The 19,430-nt window shown below is 50.1% G+C and carries 20 protein-coding genes and 1 pseudogene; 13 read left to right on the forward strand and 8 right to left on the reverse strand.

Going from position 1 to position 19,430, the window contains the following annotated elements; translation table 11 throughout:
• Positions 1-11: 11 nt before the first annotated feature.
• The gene (locus tag BM331_RS01685; protein WP_074926421.1) at positions 12-371 is read right to left on the reverse strand and encodes a hypothetical protein; all 360 of its coding nucleotides are present in this window, start codon (positions 369-371) and stop codon (positions 12-14) included.
• 297 nt (positions 372-668) lie between these two features.
• Between BM331_RS01685 and BM331_RS01690 the strand changes: the two genes are divergently transcribed.
• Positions 669-1,217, forward strand: coding sequence for a DUF924 family protein (locus tag BM331_RS01690; protein WP_074926425.1), 549 nt, complete (start codon positions 669-671; stop codon positions 1,215-1,217).
• A gap of 135 nt (positions 1,218-1,352) precedes the next feature.
• Here BM331_RS01690 and BM331_RS01695 read toward each other — a convergent pair whose 3' ends face one another.
• On the reverse strand, positions 1,353-2,342 hold the full coding sequence (locus BM331_RS01695; protein WP_074926427.1) for an integron integrase: 990 nt from the start codon (positions 2,340-2,342) through the stop codon (positions 1,353-1,355).
• 113 nt (positions 2,343-2,455) lie between these two features.
• Between BM331_RS01695 and BM331_RS01700 the strand changes: the two genes are divergently transcribed.
• The 7 genes from BM331_RS01700 (at position 2,456) to BM331_RS01730 (ending at position 6,291) form a co-directional block, all read left to right on the forward strand.
• Entirely contained in the window at positions 2,456-3,079 is a 624-nt protein-coding gene (locus BM331_RS01700) for a GFA family protein (RefSeq protein WP_256214768.1), read from the forward strand.
• 75 nt (positions 3,080-3,154) lie between these two features.
• Positions 3,155-3,427: a hypothetical protein gene (locus tag BM331_RS01705; RefSeq protein ID WP_074926433.1), complete on the forward strand. Its 273-nt coding sequence runs from the start codon at positions 3,155-3,157 to the stop codon at positions 3,425-3,427.
• A gap of 47 nt (positions 3,428-3,474) precedes the next feature.
• A complete protein-coding gene (locus BM331_RS01710) occupies positions 3,475-3,921 on the forward strand; it encodes a hypothetical protein (protein ID WP_074926437.1) in 447 nt (148 codons plus the stop codon).
• A 67-nt stretch (positions 3,922-3,988) separates the two neighbouring features.
• Positions 3,989-4,432 carry a hypothetical protein gene (locus BM331_RS01715; RefSeq protein ID WP_143100909.1) on the forward strand — a complete coding sequence of 148 codons (444 nt, stop codon included), beginning with the start codon at positions 3,989-3,991 and terminating at the stop codon, positions 4,430-4,432.
• A gap of 116 nt (positions 4,433-4,548) precedes the next feature.
• Positions 4,549-5,223: a hypothetical protein gene (locus BM331_RS01720; protein WP_074926441.1), complete on the forward strand. Its 675-nt coding sequence runs from the start codon at positions 4,549-4,551 to the stop codon at positions 5,221-5,223.
• Complete coding sequence (locus BM331_RS01725; protein WP_143100910.1) at positions 5,220-5,624, forward strand: hypothetical protein; 405 nt, start codon at positions 5,220-5,222, stop codon at positions 5,622-5,624. The genes BM331_RS01720 and BM331_RS01725 overlap by 4 nt, the downstream gene beginning before the upstream one ends.
• Positions 5,625-5,703: 79 nt before the next feature.
• Entirely contained in the window at positions 5,704-6,291 is a 588-nt protein-coding gene (locus tag BM331_RS01730) for a HepT-like ribonuclease domain-containing protein (protein ID WP_074926448.1), read from the forward strand.
• 296 nt (positions 6,292-6,587) lie between these two features.
• On the opposite strand, the gene BM331_RS11540 is transcribed toward BM331_RS01730, so the two are convergent.
• Complete coding sequence (locus BM331_RS11540; protein WP_143100911.1) at positions 6,588-6,794, reverse strand: hypothetical protein; 207 nt, start codon at positions 6,792-6,794, stop codon at positions 6,588-6,590.
• 190 nt (positions 6,795-6,984) lie between these two features.
• Between BM331_RS11540 and BM331_RS12340 the strand changes: the two genes are divergently transcribed.
• The 3 genes and pseudogenes from BM331_RS12340 (at position 6,985) to BM331_RS01750 (ending at position 9,516) form a co-directional block, all read left to right on the forward strand.
• Complete coding sequence (locus BM331_RS12340) at positions 6,985-7,122, forward strand: VOC family protein (protein ID WP_371265325.1); 138 nt, start codon at positions 6,985-6,987, stop codon at positions 7,120-7,122.
• 565 nt (positions 7,123-7,687) lie between these two features.
• A pseudogene (locus tag BM331_RS12100) lies at positions 7,688-7,809 on the forward strand (IS5/IS1182 family transposase); the annotation flags it as partial.
• 90 nt (positions 7,810-7,899) lie between these two features.
• Positions 7,900-9,516: a dihydroxyacetone kinase subunit DhaK gene (locus BM331_RS01750; protein WP_074926454.1), complete on the forward strand. Its 1,617-nt coding sequence runs from the start codon at positions 7,900-7,902 to the stop codon at positions 9,514-9,516.
• 205 nt (positions 9,517-9,721) lie between these two features.
• Here BM331_RS01750 and BM331_RS01755 read toward each other — a convergent pair whose 3' ends face one another.
• Entirely contained in the window at positions 9,722-10,156 is a 435-nt protein-coding gene (locus BM331_RS01755; protein WP_074926455.1) for a glycine zipper family protein, read from the reverse strand.
• Between the two features lie 25 nt (positions 10,157-10,181).
• The gene (locus tag BM331_RS01760; RefSeq protein WP_083414647.1) at positions 10,182-13,580 is read right to left on the reverse strand and encodes a M20/M25/M40 family metallo-hydrolase; all 3,399 of its coding nucleotides are present in this window, start codon (positions 13,578-13,580) and stop codon (positions 10,182-10,184) included.
• Positions 13,581-13,755: 175 nt separating this feature from the next.
• On the opposite strand from BM331_RS01760, the gene BM331_RS01765 reads away from it, so the two are divergent.
• The gene (locus BM331_RS01765; protein ID WP_074926457.1) at positions 13,756-14,865 is read left to right on the forward strand and encodes a TolB-like translocation protein; all 1,110 of its coding nucleotides are present in this window, start codon (positions 13,756-13,758) and stop codon (positions 14,863-14,865) included.
• An 88-nt stretch (positions 14,866-14,953) separates the two neighbouring features.
• On the opposite strand, the gene BM331_RS01770 is transcribed toward BM331_RS01765, so the two are convergent.
• Both BM331_RS01770 and BM331_RS01775 read right to left on the reverse strand, forming a co-directional pair.
• On the reverse strand, positions 14,954-16,231 hold the full coding sequence (locus BM331_RS01770; RefSeq protein WP_074926460.1) for a cytochrome c: 1,278 nt from the start codon (positions 16,229-16,231) through the stop codon (positions 14,954-14,956).
• Complete coding sequence (locus BM331_RS01775; RefSeq protein ID WP_074926463.1) at positions 16,228-16,947, reverse strand: c-type cytochrome; 720 nt, start codon at positions 16,945-16,947, stop codon at positions 16,228-16,230. The genes BM331_RS01770 and BM331_RS01775 overlap by 4 nt, the downstream gene beginning before the upstream one ends.
• 13 nt (positions 16,948-16,960) lie before the next feature.
• Here BM331_RS01775 and BM331_RS01780 point away from each other — a divergent pair, with 13 nt between their 5' ends.
• Complete coding sequence (locus BM331_RS01780) at positions 16,961-17,479, forward strand: DUF3293 domain-containing protein (protein ID WP_256214769.1); 519 nt, start codon at positions 16,961-16,963, stop codon at positions 17,477-17,479.
• On the opposite strand, the gene ftsH is transcribed toward BM331_RS01780, so the two are convergent.
• Positions 17,468-19,321: an ATP-dependent zinc metalloprotease FtsH gene (ftsH, locus tag BM331_RS01785; RefSeq protein WP_074926466.1), complete on the reverse strand. Its 1,854-nt coding sequence runs from the start codon at positions 19,319-19,321 to the stop codon at positions 17,468-17,470. The genes BM331_RS01780 and ftsH overlap by 12 nt on opposite strands.
• Positions 19,322-19,430: the final 109 nt, after the last annotated feature.

A 19,430-nucleotide genomic window follows, 5' to 3' on the forward strand; every position in this document is an offset into this window, starting at 1 on the left:
CGCTTTTCACATCAGAAACGTAACATAAAATCCACATTTCCGGTATTGATCCCCATATTCACTCGGGGCGGAACAACATACACTGGAGCAGGTGGATAATAATTGTTGTTATAGTTGTACTGCGGCTGCGGATAGTACTGTTGATAATAGACAGGTGGCTGGCTGTAGATGTGCACCTGTCCACCAGAGTGACGATGATGGTCATGATGATTATGGTGATGGTGTCGATGGCGATCATGGTGGTCATGGTGGTCATGGTGATGGTGGCCACGATGCCCTCTATCGGCGTGCACCAAAGAGGGAACTGCCAGACTGACAGTCAGCAATGTAGTTAACGCCAGGCCGATCAGCTTTTTAGTTTTGACGTTCATGGTATTTCTCCTTGGTATTGTTCTTTTCAGGCCAATTCCTGATGATGTCAATTTACGTCACTTTGCCTGAACCCAAGCTGAATAGGAAAACTTGCCCACTACTCGATCATCAATAATCTCTATCGTTTTAAGCACCACATCTCGCTGGAATCACAGTCCGATTTTTCCCATTTTTTGAGATGACCTGGGGGAACCGTGAACCGGATCACACACATTCAGGCAGCGTTGAAACCGGGTATAGTTATTTAATGATTCCGGATATCAGATTTGCACGTTAACTTTTCGAAATTCGACAACATGGAAATAAAAATATACACAGAGGTTCTGTCATTCTGGTTCCATGAAATCGAGGAAAAGCTCTGGTTTTCCGCTGATGCAAACTTTGATGAACTGATCCGCCAGCGTTTCTCCAGTTTGATCCAGCAAGCCGCTGCTGCCGAGCTGTTTTCATGGCGAACGACTGCAGCAGGCCGCCTTGCTGAAATCATCGTGCTGGATCAATTTTCGCGTAATGCTTATCGCGATACCCCACAAGCATTTCCCCAAGACCCCATGGCATTGGCGCTTGCCCAGGAAGCTGTCGTATCCGGCGCACTAAAGTCATTGAATCAGAAGCAATGTGGTTTCCTGCTACTTCCTTACATGCACAGTGAATCGCGGCAGATACATGTCGTGGCAGAAGCACTCCATAAGGATTTCGCCTCGGCAAGAAGCTACTACTACGAGCAGCGACACAAAGCCATCATCGACCATTTTGGCCGCTACCCGCACAGAAATAAAATTCTGGGACGAATTTCCACACCAGAAGAAGTAGCGTTTCTGAAGCAACCACTCTCACATTTCTAATGGGGCCTGTAAAAAACTACCTGTGTTGCCATTTCTGCGTTTAAAGTTTGCTCAAAAACTTCCATTTTTTTGCTAACTTTGTCCTTGAACTGCCTATAAGCGTTAAGCAGTTGGAAACATTCTGAATAATCAGTTTTACAGATGATCCAGCGGGCTGACCACGCCTTTACCACCTTTGTTCAGTACATGGGTATAAATCATTGTGGTGGTAACATCACTATGCCCCAATAGCTCTTGCACTGTACAAATATCGTAGCCAGCTTGTAAAAGATGCGTGGCAAAGGAATGGCGCAGGGTATGTGGTGTGGCCGGCTTGGTCACTCCCGCTGCCAGCACTGCCTTCTTCATCGCACGCTGCAGCAATTTTTCATCCATATGATGACGTCGCTCTACCCCGCTGCGCGGATCAACTGAATAGCTCTTGGCAACAAAAATATACTGCCAAATCCAGTCAGTCGCCGCCTTGGGATATTTTCGCTCCAGTGCATCTGGTAAATACACTGCGGCCATATCTTTAGCCAGATCATCCTCGTAGAGCAATCGCCGGTGTCGTATATGCTCATTCAAAATCGGGATCAAACTTTGCGGCAACATTGTTACCCGATCTTTCGCCCCTTTGCCATCGCGCACCAGTATTTCAGCTCGCTCAAAATCCACATCTTTAACCCGCAAACGTACACATTCCATTAACCGCATACCGGTGCCATACAGCAAGCGTGCCATTAAACCATGTGCTCCTTCCATCCGACCCAATACCGCCTGTACCTCATTATGCGTCAGCACCACTGGCAAACGTGCCGGCCGCTTTGCTCGCACCACGTTGTCAAACCAGGGCAAATCGATTTCCAGCACTTCCCGATATAAAAACAGCAAAGCTGAAAGTGCCTGATTCTGTGTTGATGCCGCCACCCTGCCCGATACAGCAAGATGTGTCAGAAAAGCCTCAACCTCCCCGCCCCCCATCTCCTGTGGATGCCGTTTATCATGAAATAAAATGAAGCGCCGTACCCACTGGACATATTGCACCTCAGTCCTTATGCTGTAATGCTTTAAGCGCAATTTATCACGAAGCTGATCAAGTAACTTGGGTGAAGTCGGCGCAGGAGATGGTGGCATTTTATTCATACTTCTTTTAAATTCATCATGTTACCAAATAATAAATTTGTTATACACCTTCTTGCAAATAAGTATACACCGCTTGCGGTGTATACTTAACGTTAGGTGTGTTGGAGACATCGATGCAAGAAGCAAAATGCCCAGAATGCAATAGCACACAACTGTTCCGTAGCGTCCCAACAAGCACTTACGGCGGCAATGAGGAAGGACTCTCTATCTTGCCTGGTCTTGGGTCAAAGCTATCTGCAGCCAAGTTCACCACAGTCTGTTGCAAAGACTGCGGCTTAATTCAGGTGTTAGGCATCAGGAATCCTATGCACGGTCATTGCCTCTGCGGACAAGTCGAGTTTGAAATTGTTGGCGAGCGTTTCAAGCTCTACCAATGCCATTGCTCCCTTTGCAGAAGGCAAGGCGGTTCGCTATCTAATGCCGCCACAATTGTTCCGAGCGAAAAATTTCGGTGGCTTGGCGGTGCAGGGCTCATCTCGTCGTGGAAGAAAGAATCCGGGTTCCGCTCTGATTTTTGTGCCATCTGCGGCTCTCCCGTTCCGAATCCGCTTAGGAACCTGCCTTACTTTTGGGTTCCTGCTGGGCTGCTTGGCGGCAACGGCGGTTTGGAAATCGTTGCCCATCTATGCGTGGCTTCCAAAGCCGCATGGAACTCCGCCCTCCTTCAGGGAGCTTGCTATGACGAGTTGCCAAACCTCTTGGAGCTCATCTCGCTTCTACAGGTAACCGATGCCTAACCTTTCGTTCGAGAGGGACGGTAAGCCGGCTTCGCGCCCCTCAACTCAAACGTTAGCCACACAAGGAAGCAGTGTATGCAGCACTTTGAAATAGGCGTCCTTTCGTTTGTCTTCGCAATCACCCTGCCGGTCATCTACTTCATCGGCTATCAAGTGAGGCGGCTTGGTGCATGGTCAAAGCGTGAGGCACGTCCGGGCGATCGCATCGGGTTCTTTCTCATCATGGCGCTTGTGCTTGGGTTTGTGTTCGGCAGTTTCGCGCAACCGCTTTGGTCGGCCGGCGTGAGTTGCCACGCGGCAGGTCAGCCAGTTGTGCCTTGTGTCCTCAACTTGGGTGGGCATGTCTAACATTTCGTTCAAGGCGGACGGCTTCGCCGCCGCTTAACTCCAGCGTTATGCATCAGTCAGATAAGCAAAAGGCAGCGAAAGCCCACACGAGAAAGTCGCTGGAAATCTATTACGAATTCCAATTTCGCTCGCTTGTTCAAACAGGGGAGCTTCTTACAAAAGGAGTAGCGTACTACTTCACCATCTTAGCTGCTATTGGCGGTTATCTCTATACTGCCAAACTACCTCTCGTCGAACAGAGACTACTTGTTATCGTGAGCCTTATCGTGTCTACATTGTTTGCTTTTATCATGATCGTGGTCGGCTATGGGGTGCTAAAAGGAATTGGTCAAATGGAGCGCACACTTGCGAAATACAACTCAAATGAATTTGAGGCGATAGCCATGCCACAGTATTTTCGCCGCGGCAAGATTGTAGGTATCATGGTCGCTTTATGTTGCCTTGGCATTTTGTTTGTGATCGCTAGCACATTTGCGATCAAGATTTATGCATAACACGTCGTTGCACTCTGACGCGCAAGCGCGCCAGTGAACTGAAACGTTAAGCGTCATGGGGAAACGTATGCGCGCACTCATTACAGCGATCCTTGCGTTGGTCAGCGCTGGTTCAGCTGCGCAGCCATCAGTTGAAGCAATGACGGCAGAGGTCACTGACAACGTTGCAACTGAGCATGCCGAATGCTCGGCCCTTTTCGCCATTGCTCAGGGAGCTTTTCTGAGCTCAGGAAAAAGGCCTGAGGCAGCGAAGTTCAAAGACGCTTCGAATTATGCCGCACAATTTTCTCTCGTGGTGGCTAAGCAGAGTCGCTCGCAAGAAATAGCAACGAAAGTTACGCTAGCGCGCATCGAAGTAAGCATAAAAGATATGCAAAAGACTATTGAATACAACTACAGCAACATGTCCCTGCTATTAAGTAGATACCTTGAACCGTGCGTGCAGACTATGAATGGCTCTGAGCCACTGTTTCAGAGATGGACCGAGAAAATTCAGCAGAAATATATATGAAACCTCTAGCAACAAACGTCAATGACGCCTAACTCTGCGCTCAACCTGACGCCCAACGGCTGCGCGCTCCGGAGCAGGTTAGCTCCACGTTATACGAAAAAGGGATTGATAGGGATATGAAAACGCGGTTACTGACAATTCAGTTTGCACTCTTCTTCCGCGACATTATTGAACGTCCAGACACGGCATTCTCTGGGCTGAATGAGCGCATGATTAATCTATTCGACGGAATGCCGTCCATGCTTCCGGTGCCAAGGGAACTCCCGCCGGAAATTCCTATTGTTACCCTTAGATCAGAGAAGGACGGCTACAGCTGTAATATATCGAGATCTCGCATTGACCTTCTGTTCTCGCGTTCCGATGACAAAAAGCAGAACAAGGACATTTTTAAAGACTTCAACATTAAGGTTGCCGCTTTCTCAAAGTATGTCTTTGAAAAGCAGGATGTCATTCGCTTTGGCTTGATAGCTCGCTACTTCAAGCAGGACAACGATGCCGTTTCAACCATAAGGAAGAAGTACTTCAGCAACGCTGTTGAGTCGGTTGCCGAACTCAGTCTCAGGTACAACGCGCAATCTTCAGTCCAGAAAAAAGTCATCAACGATGTTGTGGAAATTGGGGCGAATCAGCTGATCTTCAATGGACAGACTATAGACGGAGTGCTTGTACAGCGCGACATCAACAACGCCCCTGTGGTGAATGAACTGTTGTCACTTCAAGAGCTTGAGAAGCTATCGACTGAGTTGTCTGGCCGCATCTCGGAGGAAATGATCGAGGCACTCATCTCATGACAGTGTCTACATCATCGTCTGTTGTGTCGGCTCCTCCCGCATCATCATCTTCACCGGGACCAATTGGAGCTGTTCCTCCAACGCCATTGGTTGGTACTCAGGGAAATTCGGAAGATAGTTGGTGGAAAAAGCCGGAGGCGTTGATTGCTATGATGGGCATGGCGCTAACCGGCGTAATCGGGTACTTCAGTTCTTCATGGACTGTGAAAGAGTCTGTTTCAAGGCTTTCATCGAACGTGTCTGTGCTCGCCGAGCGCGTAAACAATTTGTCTGATCGCGTCTCAGAAGCTAAGTCATCGTCAGCGTCCGTGCCCTCGATCGAGCGCGATATAGCAGTTATTCAAGTAAAGATTGAGGCGAATGCCAAGGCGATCGAAGAACTGCGCCAAAAAGCGAAGTGATTCGTATAACAATAGGTTCCAGCCGACGTGACCGCCGAAGGCGGTCACGTCGGCTGGAACCTAGGCGTTAGGAGGCCAAGTGTCGCTGCTGCCGCTTCTTGTTGCGCCGACCGAGTTCTACCACTTCGCAACGACTGTGCTTCGTGAGATAGCTCCGCTGAACGAAGAAGAGTATCGAACCAATAGCTTGGCGCGTCGGGCTTCGTACAGCTATCTCAATGAACTTGTTGAAGGTGCGTTCAAGCTTGCTTCAAATGAACTCACTGCTCGTGGCCATAGGCCCGAGAAGACATACCGATTGCGGTTTCAGCAGGCGGCTGCATTAGGCGTGTTTCCAACCGTCGTTGCTGAGAGACTGGTTAATCTAGCTGTATTGAGAAACCGTTCAACACACGAAAATAAGGTCGTCAATGATGAGCTTGAACTGTTCCCGAAGTTGTTGGAGCTTGCCGTCATTGGCTTTGGGTTGTACGAAATTGCCTCAGCTTTGCCTGCGGCCCAACCGCGTGTCATTGCCGTTGACGCGACTTATGTGTGGAGCAAATTGAGCACTGCTTCTGCTAACGACGATTGCGGCGGAGCGACCGACAAACTCAAGGAGAAGATCACTGTGTATGACGCTTGGCTCTTTTGCGAAATGCTGCCAAGTTCGCGGCCAGCCTCCTAACCCTTCCATCAAGGGGGACGTCCACAATCAGGCTTCGCCTGCTTGTGGACGTCTCCCATGTCAAACGTTAGGTCTGTACGGCAAAACTATCGTTCTCCGAATGTTTCACCAAATACGGCGCGAAGCTGGTCAATCCTATGTCGGCCGCTTCCGCACAAGCAGCTGACGGTGCAATCGTGATTAGCTGCTGGAGCAATTATTTTAGCCACTTCGACAAAGAGACGCTCCGTTACACGGATACCCTGTCGCGCTGGGAGGATAATTCTGCCGGCAACAACCTTCTCCGGAAGCACCTATTATTCGCTCAAGCCGATTCGCTTCCTATCCGCCTCGTCGTAACTACTGCACAGAACACTCTGGCGATAAATCAGGGTTGGGACGCCAGCAAGATCACCAAGACCTTCCATATAAAGCCAGATGTCATTGGGCAACTTACGTTCTTTGATGGAGATCAGTTCACCATCGACTACAGGTCTAACAAATCGTTCGAGGCGGACGGCCACGCCGCCGCTCAACTCAAGCGTTATGCCGCAGTAATTGACCTACTCACACCAAGAGTAACACTATGTCCAGCTCTATCCGCACTTGTCTCTGGTTCCGAGACGGGTGAGGCCGGGAAGCCGAGTCGAGAGGATCTTTTCTGGCGATGCGGGAAACGGCCCTTTCTCGGTAATTGATTTCTCGCTCAGCGGGGTGCCTTACCAGATTCTCGACACTGGGCCACATTTCACCTCAACTGAGGCAATATCGATTTCGGTCGAAACGGCCGAGACTGATCGACTGTGGACCGCGCTGACCGCAGATGGTGGCGAGGAAAGCGCCTGCGGCTAGCTGAAAGATCGCTACGGGGTCTCGTGGCGGATTTTCCCGAGAAGACTGACGGAATTGACGATGAATGCAGACAAGAATGTTTCTGCCAAAGCGATGGCAGCCGTGATGAAGCAAAAGAAAATTGACATCGCTGCAATTGAAGCAGCAGCGGTTCGTGACTAGAAGCCCGCGGCCTAACAATTCATTCAAGCCGATACCGCTTCGCGGCTCGGCTAAATTCAGGCGTTAGGCCTCACTACAGAGTTTTCGCCAAACTGACGTGGTTTAGTAAAACTGGATTATCCGGTTTCATTAAACCACATCAGTTTGAGATGCATGTTGTTACACCCTAGATACACTCAAGGTTTTTACTTTGTGAGGAATCGTCCCATATTTCAATTGCCGCCTGTTCAAAATCTTTTTCTTGGTAGATACTCCCTGGATGAGAAAACACTATCCCAGCAACATTAGTCGCGAGCAGTTTGAGCAGGTGCACCTGTTGCCGGACGGTTTTCCGAAGTGGTGCATGCATACTTTACGATCTGGAGTGAGCCTGCTGGAGCGGGCATTAAAAAAATCAGGTTGGCGAGGTTTCGCCTGGCTGGAAAAGAATAAAAGACTGTGGAAGAAAACTGTGAACGAATGATCAACACCAGCTTGCAGTTTATCCACCTGGCCTTCCTGGCCGTTCTACTCAAAAGACTTTGAACAGGCTCTAAGACCCTTAACTAAATATTTTTTAATAACTTTTAAATTCATTTTTTCTCATAAATTATTTTTTGCAACAGATCTGAAAACATGGCCCAGTTCATCAACAGCAGAGAAAGCATCGTCACCGAAGCCGTCGATGGTCTGGTCGCGGCGTCTGGCGGTAAGCTGGCGCGGCTCGACGGCTATCCGCATATACGGGTGGTTGTACGCAATGACTGGGACAAGTCCAAGGTCGCGTTGATTTCGGGAGGCGGATCGGGCCACGAACCGGCACATGCGGGTTTCGTCGGGGAAGGGATGCTGACGGCTGCGGTGTGCGGCGACATCTTCGCCTCGCCAACAGTCGATGCGGTACTGGCAGGCATCCTTGCCGTGACGGGATCGTCCGGCTGCCTGCTCATCGTCAAGAATTATACCGGTGACCGATTGAATTTCGGGCTGGCGGCTGAGCGCGCTCGCCAGTTTGGCTTGATTGTCGAGATAGTCATCGTCGACGATGATGTGGCGTTGCCAGACTTGCCCCAAGCCCGCGGCGTCGCTGGCACGCTTTTCATCCACAAGATAGCCGGTGCGTTGGCCGAGAATGGTGCCAACTTGGCGCACGTCGCCGCAGCCGCACGCAAGGTCGTGTCAAAGACAAAAAGCATTGGCATGTCGCTCAGCACCTGCACCATCCCAGGTTCGCCAAAGGAGGATCGCATCCCGCCCGGCATGGCCGAGCTTGGGCTTGGCATTCACGGTGAAGCCGGGGTTGAGCAGGTCGAGTTCAAGGATGCGAGCGAAGCTGTCTCTGCCATGGTCGAGCACCTGTCAGTTACAATGGAAGAAAAGCCGCATGTCGCTATGGTCAACAATCTCGGCGGCACATCGATCATCGAGATGTTGATCGTCCTCAACGAAATCCGGCGATCAGAGATTGGCGAGCGGATAACCCACGTCATCGGGCCGGCGGCCATGATGACATCGCTTGACATGCACGGCTTTTCGATTTCGGTCTATCCTGCCGACGATGCCGAGATCGCCCTGCTCAAGCAGCACACGCCGCTGGCAGCATGGCCGCGGATCTCCCGGCTGGGCCAGGTCGCGATTCAGGCGCTTCCGGACGGCCTGACGCCTGTCGTTCCGATGCCCTCTATTCACAAGCCGACCAGGGAGTTCCTGACCAGATGCTGCGAGGTTCTGATCGCCGCTGAGAATGACCTCAACGCGCTCGATGCGAAGTCAGGCGATGGCGACACCGGAAGCACGCTAGCCGGCGCGGCACGCGCCCTGATCAGCGCCATGGACCGATTGCCGCTTGCCGACCATACCCAACTCTATCGCGCCATTGGCCTGGAGCTTTCCAAAACCATGGGAGGCTCGTTCGGTGTGCTCCTCGCGATCTTCTTCGCCGCAACGGGCGAAGCCGCGTCAAGCGGCTTGCCAATGTGCGAAGCGTTGCAGGCCGGACTGCGGAGAATGCGGGAGATCGGCGGGGCACGTCCGGGTGACCGCACCATGGTCGATGCCCTTGCGCCGGCTCTTGATGTCCTGGAAGAAGGCCTATCCGCAGCGGCGAAAGCCGCGCGTGCGGGTGCCGATCGCACTGCTCACATGAGTAAGGCGAATGCTGGTCGCGCTTCCTATGTCAATGCCAAGCATTGGGTCGGTCACGCTGATCCAGGTGCTGAGGCGGTCGCGCGACTATTTGAACACTTGGCCTAATTTTAGATAGTCAGCATCTATTTAAAACATGTAATGAAACCAGACAGTCCGGTTTCATTAAACCACGCCACCATCAGATCCGCTGTCAGACGAATGAGATTGTTAACGTCCCAGGCCAAAACCCTTGCCTGCTATTTCGAAGGTGGTACTGCTTTCTCATGAAACCTAATGCCTGAATTAAACCGCGCCACGAAGCGACATCAGCTTATTGCCAGCCAGTCACTTCGTAACCTTTTTCACGTAAACAGCGGTTTACAAAATTCATATAGGCTGAAGCTGGCTGCGACGTACCAGAACCAAACATGCCTGACAATAATCCCCAGGTAGCGCCACTGGCAGCACCAACCATAGCGCCACGTCCAGCTGCACCAGCAATGGCTCCGCCAACGGCACCGCTGGCCGCGCCAGCGCCTGCACCAACGGCTGTTCTTCTGGCTGTATTGCCGGCATTTCCGCTTCCTTCCCTTGCTCCGGCTGATTCAGCCAGTTGTCTGCACCCCCTGATATCCTGGTCTGCAACCATTTTTCCAACAGATTGATAGTACGCATTGGGATACAGCACAGGCTGATAGCTCGCACAGGCAGACAGTCCTGATAGTACTATCCCGATTCCCACTATTTTTCCCAATGTACTGATCATAGTATTCCACTCCTGATTTCTGATATTAGCGTTCAACTGGTGTGATTTTGATTGTCTTAAGCTCTTTTCCCCGCTGAAATTGCAGCACTACTTTTTCTCCTGCTTTCATGGTTGTGAGAATAGCTGCATACGACTTCAGGTTGGTGATGGGTTGTCCTGCCAGCTTAATCAAAATATCACCCGGCTGTAGCTGCGCCTGCTGTGCCGGAGAATTGGCAACGACATCCTCCACCCGCACACCTTCTCCTTGCCAGGAAAAATCCGGCACGGTGCCGAGGCTGATTTTACGTTTGGCATTTGTCTGCGCAGGAGCCTGTGTTAAACGAGATGGCTGTGCATCGAGCATGATAGTCAACGGCTCAATACGATTGGCCAGATACTCAGCACCTTCCTTGAGAATGGCTGCCACTTTGATCAATCCGGCGGTATCGATTTTATCGACAGTATCGCCCGGCGCGTGGTAATCCTCGTGCGCGCTACCAAAGAACTGGACTGATGGTATTCCCTCCTTGATGAAAGCAGCCTGATCGCTGGAGCCAAAATCGTTTGCCACGAGGTTGACGGGAATACTGGTAACAAAACCAGCACCCCGGAAAACATGCACCAACTCACGTGCCGTACCCGTGCCAAACAATGTAACCGGGTTATTTCCCAATCGGCCAACGGTATCCAGATTGAGCATTGCCATGATTCTTTCTGATGGATAACCGGATAATGGATCGCCAAGATAATGGGTAGAGCCTAACAAACCAGCTTCTTCACCGGTAAATGCAATAAAAATGATGGAGCGCTGTGGTTGCCATTTGGTTGCAACCTGCCGTGCCAGTTCGAGCATAACAGCGATACCGCTGGCATTATCATCCGCACCATAATGAATCTTGCCATGATTGGCGGCGCGTACATCTGGCCAGCCCATACCAAGGTGATCATAATGCGCGCCAATCACCAGGCTTTGCCCGGCTAACTCAGGATTCGCGCCCGGCAGGATGCCGATAACGTTACGTAGTGTGATTTTTCCTTTGGGCTCGCCCACATCCTGCTGCCATATCTGAAAATAGCTTTTACCTTCTCCTCCGGGTTGCAACCCTGCCTGCTGGAATTGTTGCGCGATGTATTCCGCAGCCTTGTCCAGTTCCGGGCTACCCAGCTCACGCCCCTTGAACGCTTCGCTGGCCAAATAGGTAATATCCTCCAGCATGCGATTTTCTGAAAACAAGGGCGGCAGCTCCGCCAGTGCCCGACGCGGCGCCAATGTGCTGACGTGATTCGAGGTAAATGTAGCGTTATCTTTTTGAGTGATTAGTTGCGTCAGTGGCGAGCGGGTAATTGGCCATTGCCCTTTATTAATATTATTCAGCTCATCTCCTTCAAATACCAGATAGCTGTATTTGCGGTAATGTGGCAGTTTTCTGGCTAATTCGGCGATCGCTGCAGGTTGATCAGCTGCTACCCACAGCAGGGTTAAATCCGGATTAGTCGGCTGACGCGCTGTCAGCACCACAGCATGTTTGCTCTGTTGCCAAGTTTTATCGCTTAGCTGTAGCGTGCCTTCTTTTCTGGCCACACCTTGTTCCGCCAGGGAATCAATTAATTGATTGCTGAATTTATTTTGCCAACCCAAAATCCAGATTGTGCGATCAGCAGGCAATGCTTGCAGTTGATCATCCCGGACTATTTCCAGCGAACCGACTTGTGTTCTTTGCCAATTGTCAGCCAGTGATTGATAAGCCTGCATCAGTTCTTCACTAACGTTGGCAGGCAATATCAGCAAGGGGTTTTCTGCTCCAAAACCTTGCGACAAGGCAGAAGGAATTTCACGACTATCCAAACGCCGGAATACATCAAACTGGGGATCGATATCAATGCGTACCGGACGTGCCGGGAAATCCATTGCAATACGGTTGACCGATTGGTTAATTTCGATCTGTATTTGCCGGGCGGCTGTTTCCCCTTCCAGATGAATCGCCACCGGTATGCTTAGTTGATAGGGAGCACCCGATTGGGTTTGCTTAACAACGGCTTTAAGCCTGAACCCATTGCCTACAGGTTCAGCCTGGGCGCTTTCCAGCAACAGATCAGGCGCACCACTCTGATACACCCATTGCTGAAAGAACGAAGAAAAATCCCTGCCGGTTTGGGCATTAAAAGTTGTCAACAGATCTTCAAATGAAGCTTGTTTGAACTGGTATTGCTGGTAGAAAGCACGCAGCACCTGGGTAAAGTCTTGATCCCCCAGTTCCTGCCGCAGCATGTGAAACAGCATCATGGCTTTGCCATAACCGATGGCCTCTGTGCTGGGACTGTGGCGCGAAGTAAACCGGGCAATCGGAAAATCCTTTTCCTTATTCACAAAATCAGCATATTTTTGCAGCACATCGCGGCGGTATTCTTCTCCTTTGCCACTCTGTTCACTAACGAGATGATCTGCCAGATAAGCAGTCAATCCTTCTGACCAGTTACCTTTGCGGTAATCAACAAATACGCCGTTACCCCAGTAGTTGTGCAAAATTTCATGTGGATAGGAGGTATGCAGAATGAAAGGAAAGCGTACAACCCGCGGCCCCAGCAAGGTAAACGAAGGCATACCATAACCGGTTTCCCAGAAGTTTTCGACCAGTGCAAACTTTGCATAGGGGTAGGGCCCGATCAGCTTGCTGTACATGGCAATGTATTGTCCGGTGGCATCTAGATATTTTTGTGCTAATGCCTCATCCGCGCTGCGCAGATAAACATAGGCCTCGACCGGCCCGGCTGTTTGCTGGTAACGCTGATAGCGCCCGGCAACCAGATAAATATCATCCTGCGGATGGTTTTCTTCCCAGATAACATGCCGGGTGGTTGCTGTGGTCTGCTCCTGCAACAGTTTTCCCTGGCTGACCACATCCCAACCGGCTGGCAGCTGAATATCCAGATGAAATGACACCATATCGTCATCAAACCGGGGATACCAGGCAGTCGAGCTGGCCAGAAACACGCCTTCTTCCGAAATCAATCCGGGTGAATAGCTAAAGCTGCGCGCGTATTCCAGACTGGGATCACGCACTGCATGGTGAATCTGTCCGTTGAAAATCAGTGAAAAAGACTCCTGCCCTGCTGATAACGTTATGGTGTAACGCTTCAGCGGCACCGGGCCGGCATAGTCCGCAGCCACATCAGCTGTTCGGGCGGCAATATCTACTCCTTTATCTGCTGTAACCGATAAACCCGCATGCAAGCTGAATTCCAGACGAGTCACTGTTGTTGGATTGAGCATATGCTTGGGGACATGAATCTGATCCTTGACCTGAATTTCCGAGGTATCCGGCGAGAGTATGATTTCCATCCGGTGGTGAAATGTTTGGTCATTAGCCAGCACAAGCACACTACAAAGCAGGTTGATAAAGATAAAGCAGCACAGGATAAAAAAACGGATTGAAAGTATCATAACTGATTAAAAATTATTGAAAACTGAATTGAATAGCGAACTAGATCGTTCGGGCCGGTTTGATGATCCTTTATTAGGATGCCCTTGTAACGGGTGGGTTCGCTTACCTTTGCTTATCTTTTTACGGAAACTATGCTTAAATGATTTTTATTTACTGATGAGGATTATGAACCAAATGAAAAATTTTACACAGCCGATCAGCCTTTCCGGTGGCCTGCCATTTGTTCGTAATTTACTGGCAACCGCCTGTTTTCTTGTTATGGCTCAGGCAGGAGCAGCCGGTTTTATTACCGATGCCAAACAGATTTCAGGGCAGGAAGTCAGGTCCGGTGAAGGGTATTACCGTGCTGATGGTAACTGGCTGGTTTATCAGGCAGAAGTTGCTGGTGAGAATCCTTTTTACCAGATTTATCTGAAAAATCTTGCCAGTGAGAATGTGCAGCAGATTTCACCTGGCATTGGCAAAACCACTTGTTCGTGGGTACATCCTTCCCAGGAGAAGGTGTTGTTTTCTTCAACCCATGACGATCCCGAAGCCAAAGCCAAGATGGTTGCTGAGATTGAGCAAAGAAAATCTGGCCAGCGCAGGGCGTATGCCTGGGATTATGACGAATTCTACGATATCTATGAAGCTGATTTCGAAGGCAAAAACATCAAAAACCTTACCAATATTAAAGGATACGATGCGGAGGCTTCCTGGTCGCCAGATGGTAAGCTGATTGCATTTGCCTCCAACCGCCGGGCTTACAGCGAGCCGCTTACCGAAGAAGAAACTGCACTGTTCAACAATAACCCTTCTTCCCTGATCGATATTTACATCATGGATGCAGATGGCTCCAACGTAAAAAGACTGACGCATACCAATAGCTATGACGGTGGCCCGTTCTTCAGTCCGGATGGAAAAAGGATCGTTTGGCGTCGTTTCTCCGAGAATGGGCAGGAAGCAGAAATATTCACCATGAATATTGATGGATCGGATCAAAAGCAGCTTACCCGGCTCAACAAGATGTCTTGGGCACCTTTTTATCACCCATCCAATCAGTACATTATTTTCGCAACCAACGTTGAGGGGCATCGGAATTTCGAGCTTTACATCGTTGATGTTGATGGCAAGAAAGAACCCATACGGGTAACGGAGGAAGAAGGATTCGATGGCCTGCCGGTATTTACACCGGATGGCCAGTACATCACCTGGACCAGCGACCGCACACCTGATAAAAAAGGCCGTCTTTTTCACGGCAAATGGAACCATGAAAAAGCACTGGGAAGTCTGGGGTTGAAATAAATAACCACTGGTTAAAGTCAGTGGTTGTTTAGTCTGGCTGACAGTTGTAAAAAATAAAACTGTCAGCCAGCATCAACTCAGCCCAGCTTCAGAACTCATTTCCCCGGCTGTTATCAACCTCTTCCGGACTCACCAGACTGCCAAGATTTCCCCAGGTATTTCTGATATAGGAAACCACCCAGGCAATTTCATTATCGCGAATGATGTGCTGGAAAGGTGGCATGCCATAAGGACGCGGATTACCCGCTGTGACGGGAGGGAACCCACCATATAGCACACTACGAATGGTGTTGTGCGGTGAGGTCATAGTGACATTACGATTACCCGCCAGCGGTGGGTAAATGCCCGGCACGCCCTCTCCTGATTCGCCGTGACAACCCTGGCAATGTTTTTCATATACCGGTTTCCCCAGTGCCAGATATTTGCTGACTCGCTCCGGCATAGGTGGGATTTTTTTCGGTGCCTCATTCCCGTTGCGTTTCTCACCAATAGATTGCAGGTAAACCGCCATGGCACGCATATCTTCAGGAGACAGATATTGCAGACTTTGCCGGACAATAGTGGCCATGGGGCCGGAAGTTACCGCATGCTCGTTTATGCCAGTAGACAACAGTTTGACGATTTCACCTGTTGACCATTCTCCTACCCCCGCCTCCAATGGGGAAATCAGCGAAGGGGCATACCAGTAGGTTCCCATAATTTCACCTCCTGCCAGCTTGCTATCCTGAGTGGCACCCCATACATTGCGCGGGGTATGGCAGGCATTACAGTGCCCAAGCCCTTGTACCAGATAGTTACCACGGTTCCATTCTTCGCTTTTGGAATTATCCGGCTCATACACTCCCTCCTTGAAATACCACGTCCGCCACAGGAACAGCAGAAACTGGTTATCGTAGGGCGAGTTGATCTTGTGTGGCGGATTGGTCTGCGCAACCGGCTTCAATGAACGCAGATAGGCGAACATGGCATCCGCATCCTCGCGCGTGATCTTTGTATATTCGGTATAAGGAAAGACGGGGTACAGATAGCTGCCATCGCGCGCTTTCCCGGAATGAAGTGCTTGCCAGAAATCCTCATTGTTCCAGCGGCCGAGGCCTGTTTCATCATCTGGTGTAATGTTTGGTGTTACAAATTCGCCAAACGGCGTTTTCAGCGTACGTCCGCCAGCATAAGGCTCTCCACCTCGGGTCGTGTGGCAACCCATACAATTTGCAGCCCGCGATAGATATTCACCACGCTTGACTTGCTCAGCATCTGGAGTTGGAGACTGGCTTGCTGCAATAACTGACAACGGTAACAACAGGCTCGCTGCAAAAACAATCATTTGCCGTTTCCCGGCAAATTTAAATTCATTTGACAATTTCATTGGATAAAGCCCTCTCCGGATAAAATGGTCTGACAACGCTGAACAAGTTCCGGGGGCAATTCTTCCGCCTCTGCGGATTCACCCGTTACCGGCTGGGTGGGCAGCCACATGGCCAGCGCATTCACCTCCTCCTGTGTCATTTTATTGGCTATCTCAGACATACAATCTGGTGTTTGTCCACGCATGATTCCGCCGTTGCGCCAGCCGCCAAATTGGGCAGCCAAATAGGCATGTGGCAAACCCAGTAAACTGGGAATAAAGGGTTTCGTCCCTGTTAAGGCCTTACCGTGACAGGCACTACAGGCAGGAATATCCCGGTCAGGGTCGCCCGAATGAATCAGCGTTTCTACTGCCTGTGTTTCACCGGGTGAAAGTGTGTTTGCTGTCGGTTGCGGATAGGGATATTTCAGGAAAGAGAAATAATGGGCAATTTCAAGCAGATAATCATCAGACATATTTTCCAGCAGGATCGCCATGGCCTGGTAATAACGTTGCCCATCGCGAAAATTGCGCAACTGATTAAACAGATAACCGGCAGGCTTGCCTGCAATGCGCGGGTAATAAGCATCCCGCCCCGCTCTGTCTTCATCACCATGACAAATAATACAAGGCTTGACACGCTGCTCCAGCGTATCGGAAATTTTGGGTGGCATCGGCTCCAGCGCATTAGCCAGATTGGAGATCGTCCATAACAAGATAAAAATAATAAATTTCATTTACACTCAACCAGTGAAAAATTATCAAAATAACCAAAATGCTCCCGTACTTCTGCCTGAAAACCTGGATTGGAGTCAGGCTATTTTGCAGGATGGAAATACAAGGCCAACCACCCTTTCAAAAGAGCTGATCAATAATTACCTTGCTGCCTGGTATCAGGTACGGATTGACACAACCAGCCTGATCATGCTGCGTATTGGCAGCCAATCCAAGTCTGTTGCAACGCTACTGCAGGCAACCAGGAGCCAGAATGCAGCGTATATCACCGCCTGTAACCCCACCAGCCAAATGGCAATGCCTGAAGAAAATCAGTCTGCCACGATCCGGTTGCACGAGCAACTTGCCCGCTATTCAAACTATATCTATCCGGGAGAGAGCATCGACCCGTCCGGGAAATGGCCGGCCGAGGCCAGTTTTCTCGCGCTGGGGATCGACCTCGCTACGATAGTAACCATCGGGCATGTGTTTGGACAGAATGCAATCGTCTGGATGAATACTGACACAATCCCCCGATTAGTTTTACTGCGTTAAAGAGGCAGTTTCCTCAGCAAGAATATTGCGTTTTAGCTCCAGTATTTCCGGTTGATTCAATGTTTCAGTTTCCAGCAATTGCTGCGCAGTTTGGTCAAGCAGTGCCCGGTTCATATCCAGAATTTTAATCGCGCGCTCAAGTGCCTGATCAAGCAGTGTACGTACCGTCAGATCAATCTTGTTGGCGGTTTCCTCACTGTAATCCCGACTTTGTGGCATTGGGAAATTGGGTTGCAAATAAGTCATTTGCTCCCGGTCATACACCACATTACCGATTGCCTCGCTCATGCCATAGCGCAATACCATTGCACGAGCAATATCGGTGGCGCGTGCCAGATCATCCGAAGCGCCAGTTGAAATTTCACTGAATACTAGCTGTTCTGCTGCACGCCCCCCCAGTAGCACTGCCATTTTATTTTCCAGCTCCTTACGTGTCATGAGGAAACGATCTTCGGTGGGACGCTGAATGGTGTATCCCAATGCGCCAATGCCACGTGGAATAATTGATACCTTATGAACTTCATCTAATCCTGGTAGCGCCAGCGCCACCATGGTATGCCCCAGTTCATGATAAGCAACAGTACGTCTTTCAACGGGATTAAGCAGGCGATTACGTTTCTCCAGGCCAGCTACAATCCGCTCGATTGCGTTGTTAAAATCATCCATGGCCACGGCTGCTGCACCACGCCGAGTCGCTAGTAATGCGGCTTCATTAATCAGGTTGGCCAGATCTGCGCCGGTAAATCCAGGTGTCAGGGCAGCGATCTGTTCGGTATCTACATCGGAGGCCAGTGTAATTTTGCCGATATGAACGCCCAGGATTTGTTGGCGACCTTTTTTATCCGGTCGATCGACCAGTACCTGGCGATCAAAACGTCCGGCACGCAGTAAGGCGGCATCCAGAATTTCAGGACGATTGGTGGCTGCCAGCAATACAATACCGCTGGAAGAGTCGAATCCATCCAGCTCGGCCAGCAACTGATTCAGTGTCTGTTCTTTTTCATCATGACCGCCAAATCCACCTGCACCGCGCGCACGTCCCAACGCATCCAGCTCATCAATAAAAATAATGGCAGGCGCCATCTGGCGTGCCTGTTCAAACAGATCGCGCACTCTGGCAGCACCTACGCCCACAAACATTTCGACAAATTCCGAACCGGAAATTGAAAAAAACGGTACGCCTGCCTCCCCTGCCACCGCACGCGCCAGCAGGGTTTTACCAGTGCCGGGTGGGCCAACCAGCAAAATACCTTTGGGCGCCCTGCCACCTAGCCGACTGTATTCAGAAGGATTTTTAAGGAAATTAACGATCTCGATTAACTCTTCTTTGGCCTCGTCTACACCGGCAACATTGGCAAAAGTGACTTTGGTTTCCTTTTCTACATAAACCTTGGCACGGCTTTTGCCAATTGACATCAACCCACTTCCCATTATTCCCTTATTCATCTTCCTGATGATAAACAGCCAGATACCGATAAAAATTGCCATCGGTACTATCCAGGAAAGAATATCGCGCAACCAGGTGCTTTGCACCACGCCGGTATAGGTGACACTGTGCTTATCCAGCATTCCTGCCAGATCCGATTCGACCCGAGTGGTGACGAATTCAGTAAACTTTTCACCGCTCGTATCCTTGAGCTTGCCAAAAATCTGCTGATCGGTAATGGCTACTTCCGCTACTTTGTCCTGTTCCAGCAATGTCTGAAAACGGCTGTAGGGAATCGGCTCGATTTTTGTATATTGCGTGTAAAGATTCTGGATGAAGAGAATGCTGAGTACCGCAATTAACACATACCAGAAGTTGATCTGTGTTTTCTTGTCCACTGGTGACTGGCTATTCATGAATCCTCCTTTGTCTGTCTGATTTTATTTTTTCAGAATATCGGTAAATCATACCCAATTTAGTCGATCTAAAACCGGGAAATGGTACAACCTCATCCTTTATCCGGCC

The organism is Nitrosomonas eutropha (genome assembly GCF_900116685.1).
In the GTDB taxonomy this organism is placed as follows: Bacteria; Pseudomonadota; Gammaproteobacteria; order Burkholderiales; family Nitrosomonadaceae; genus Nitrosomonas; species Nitrosomonas eutropha_A.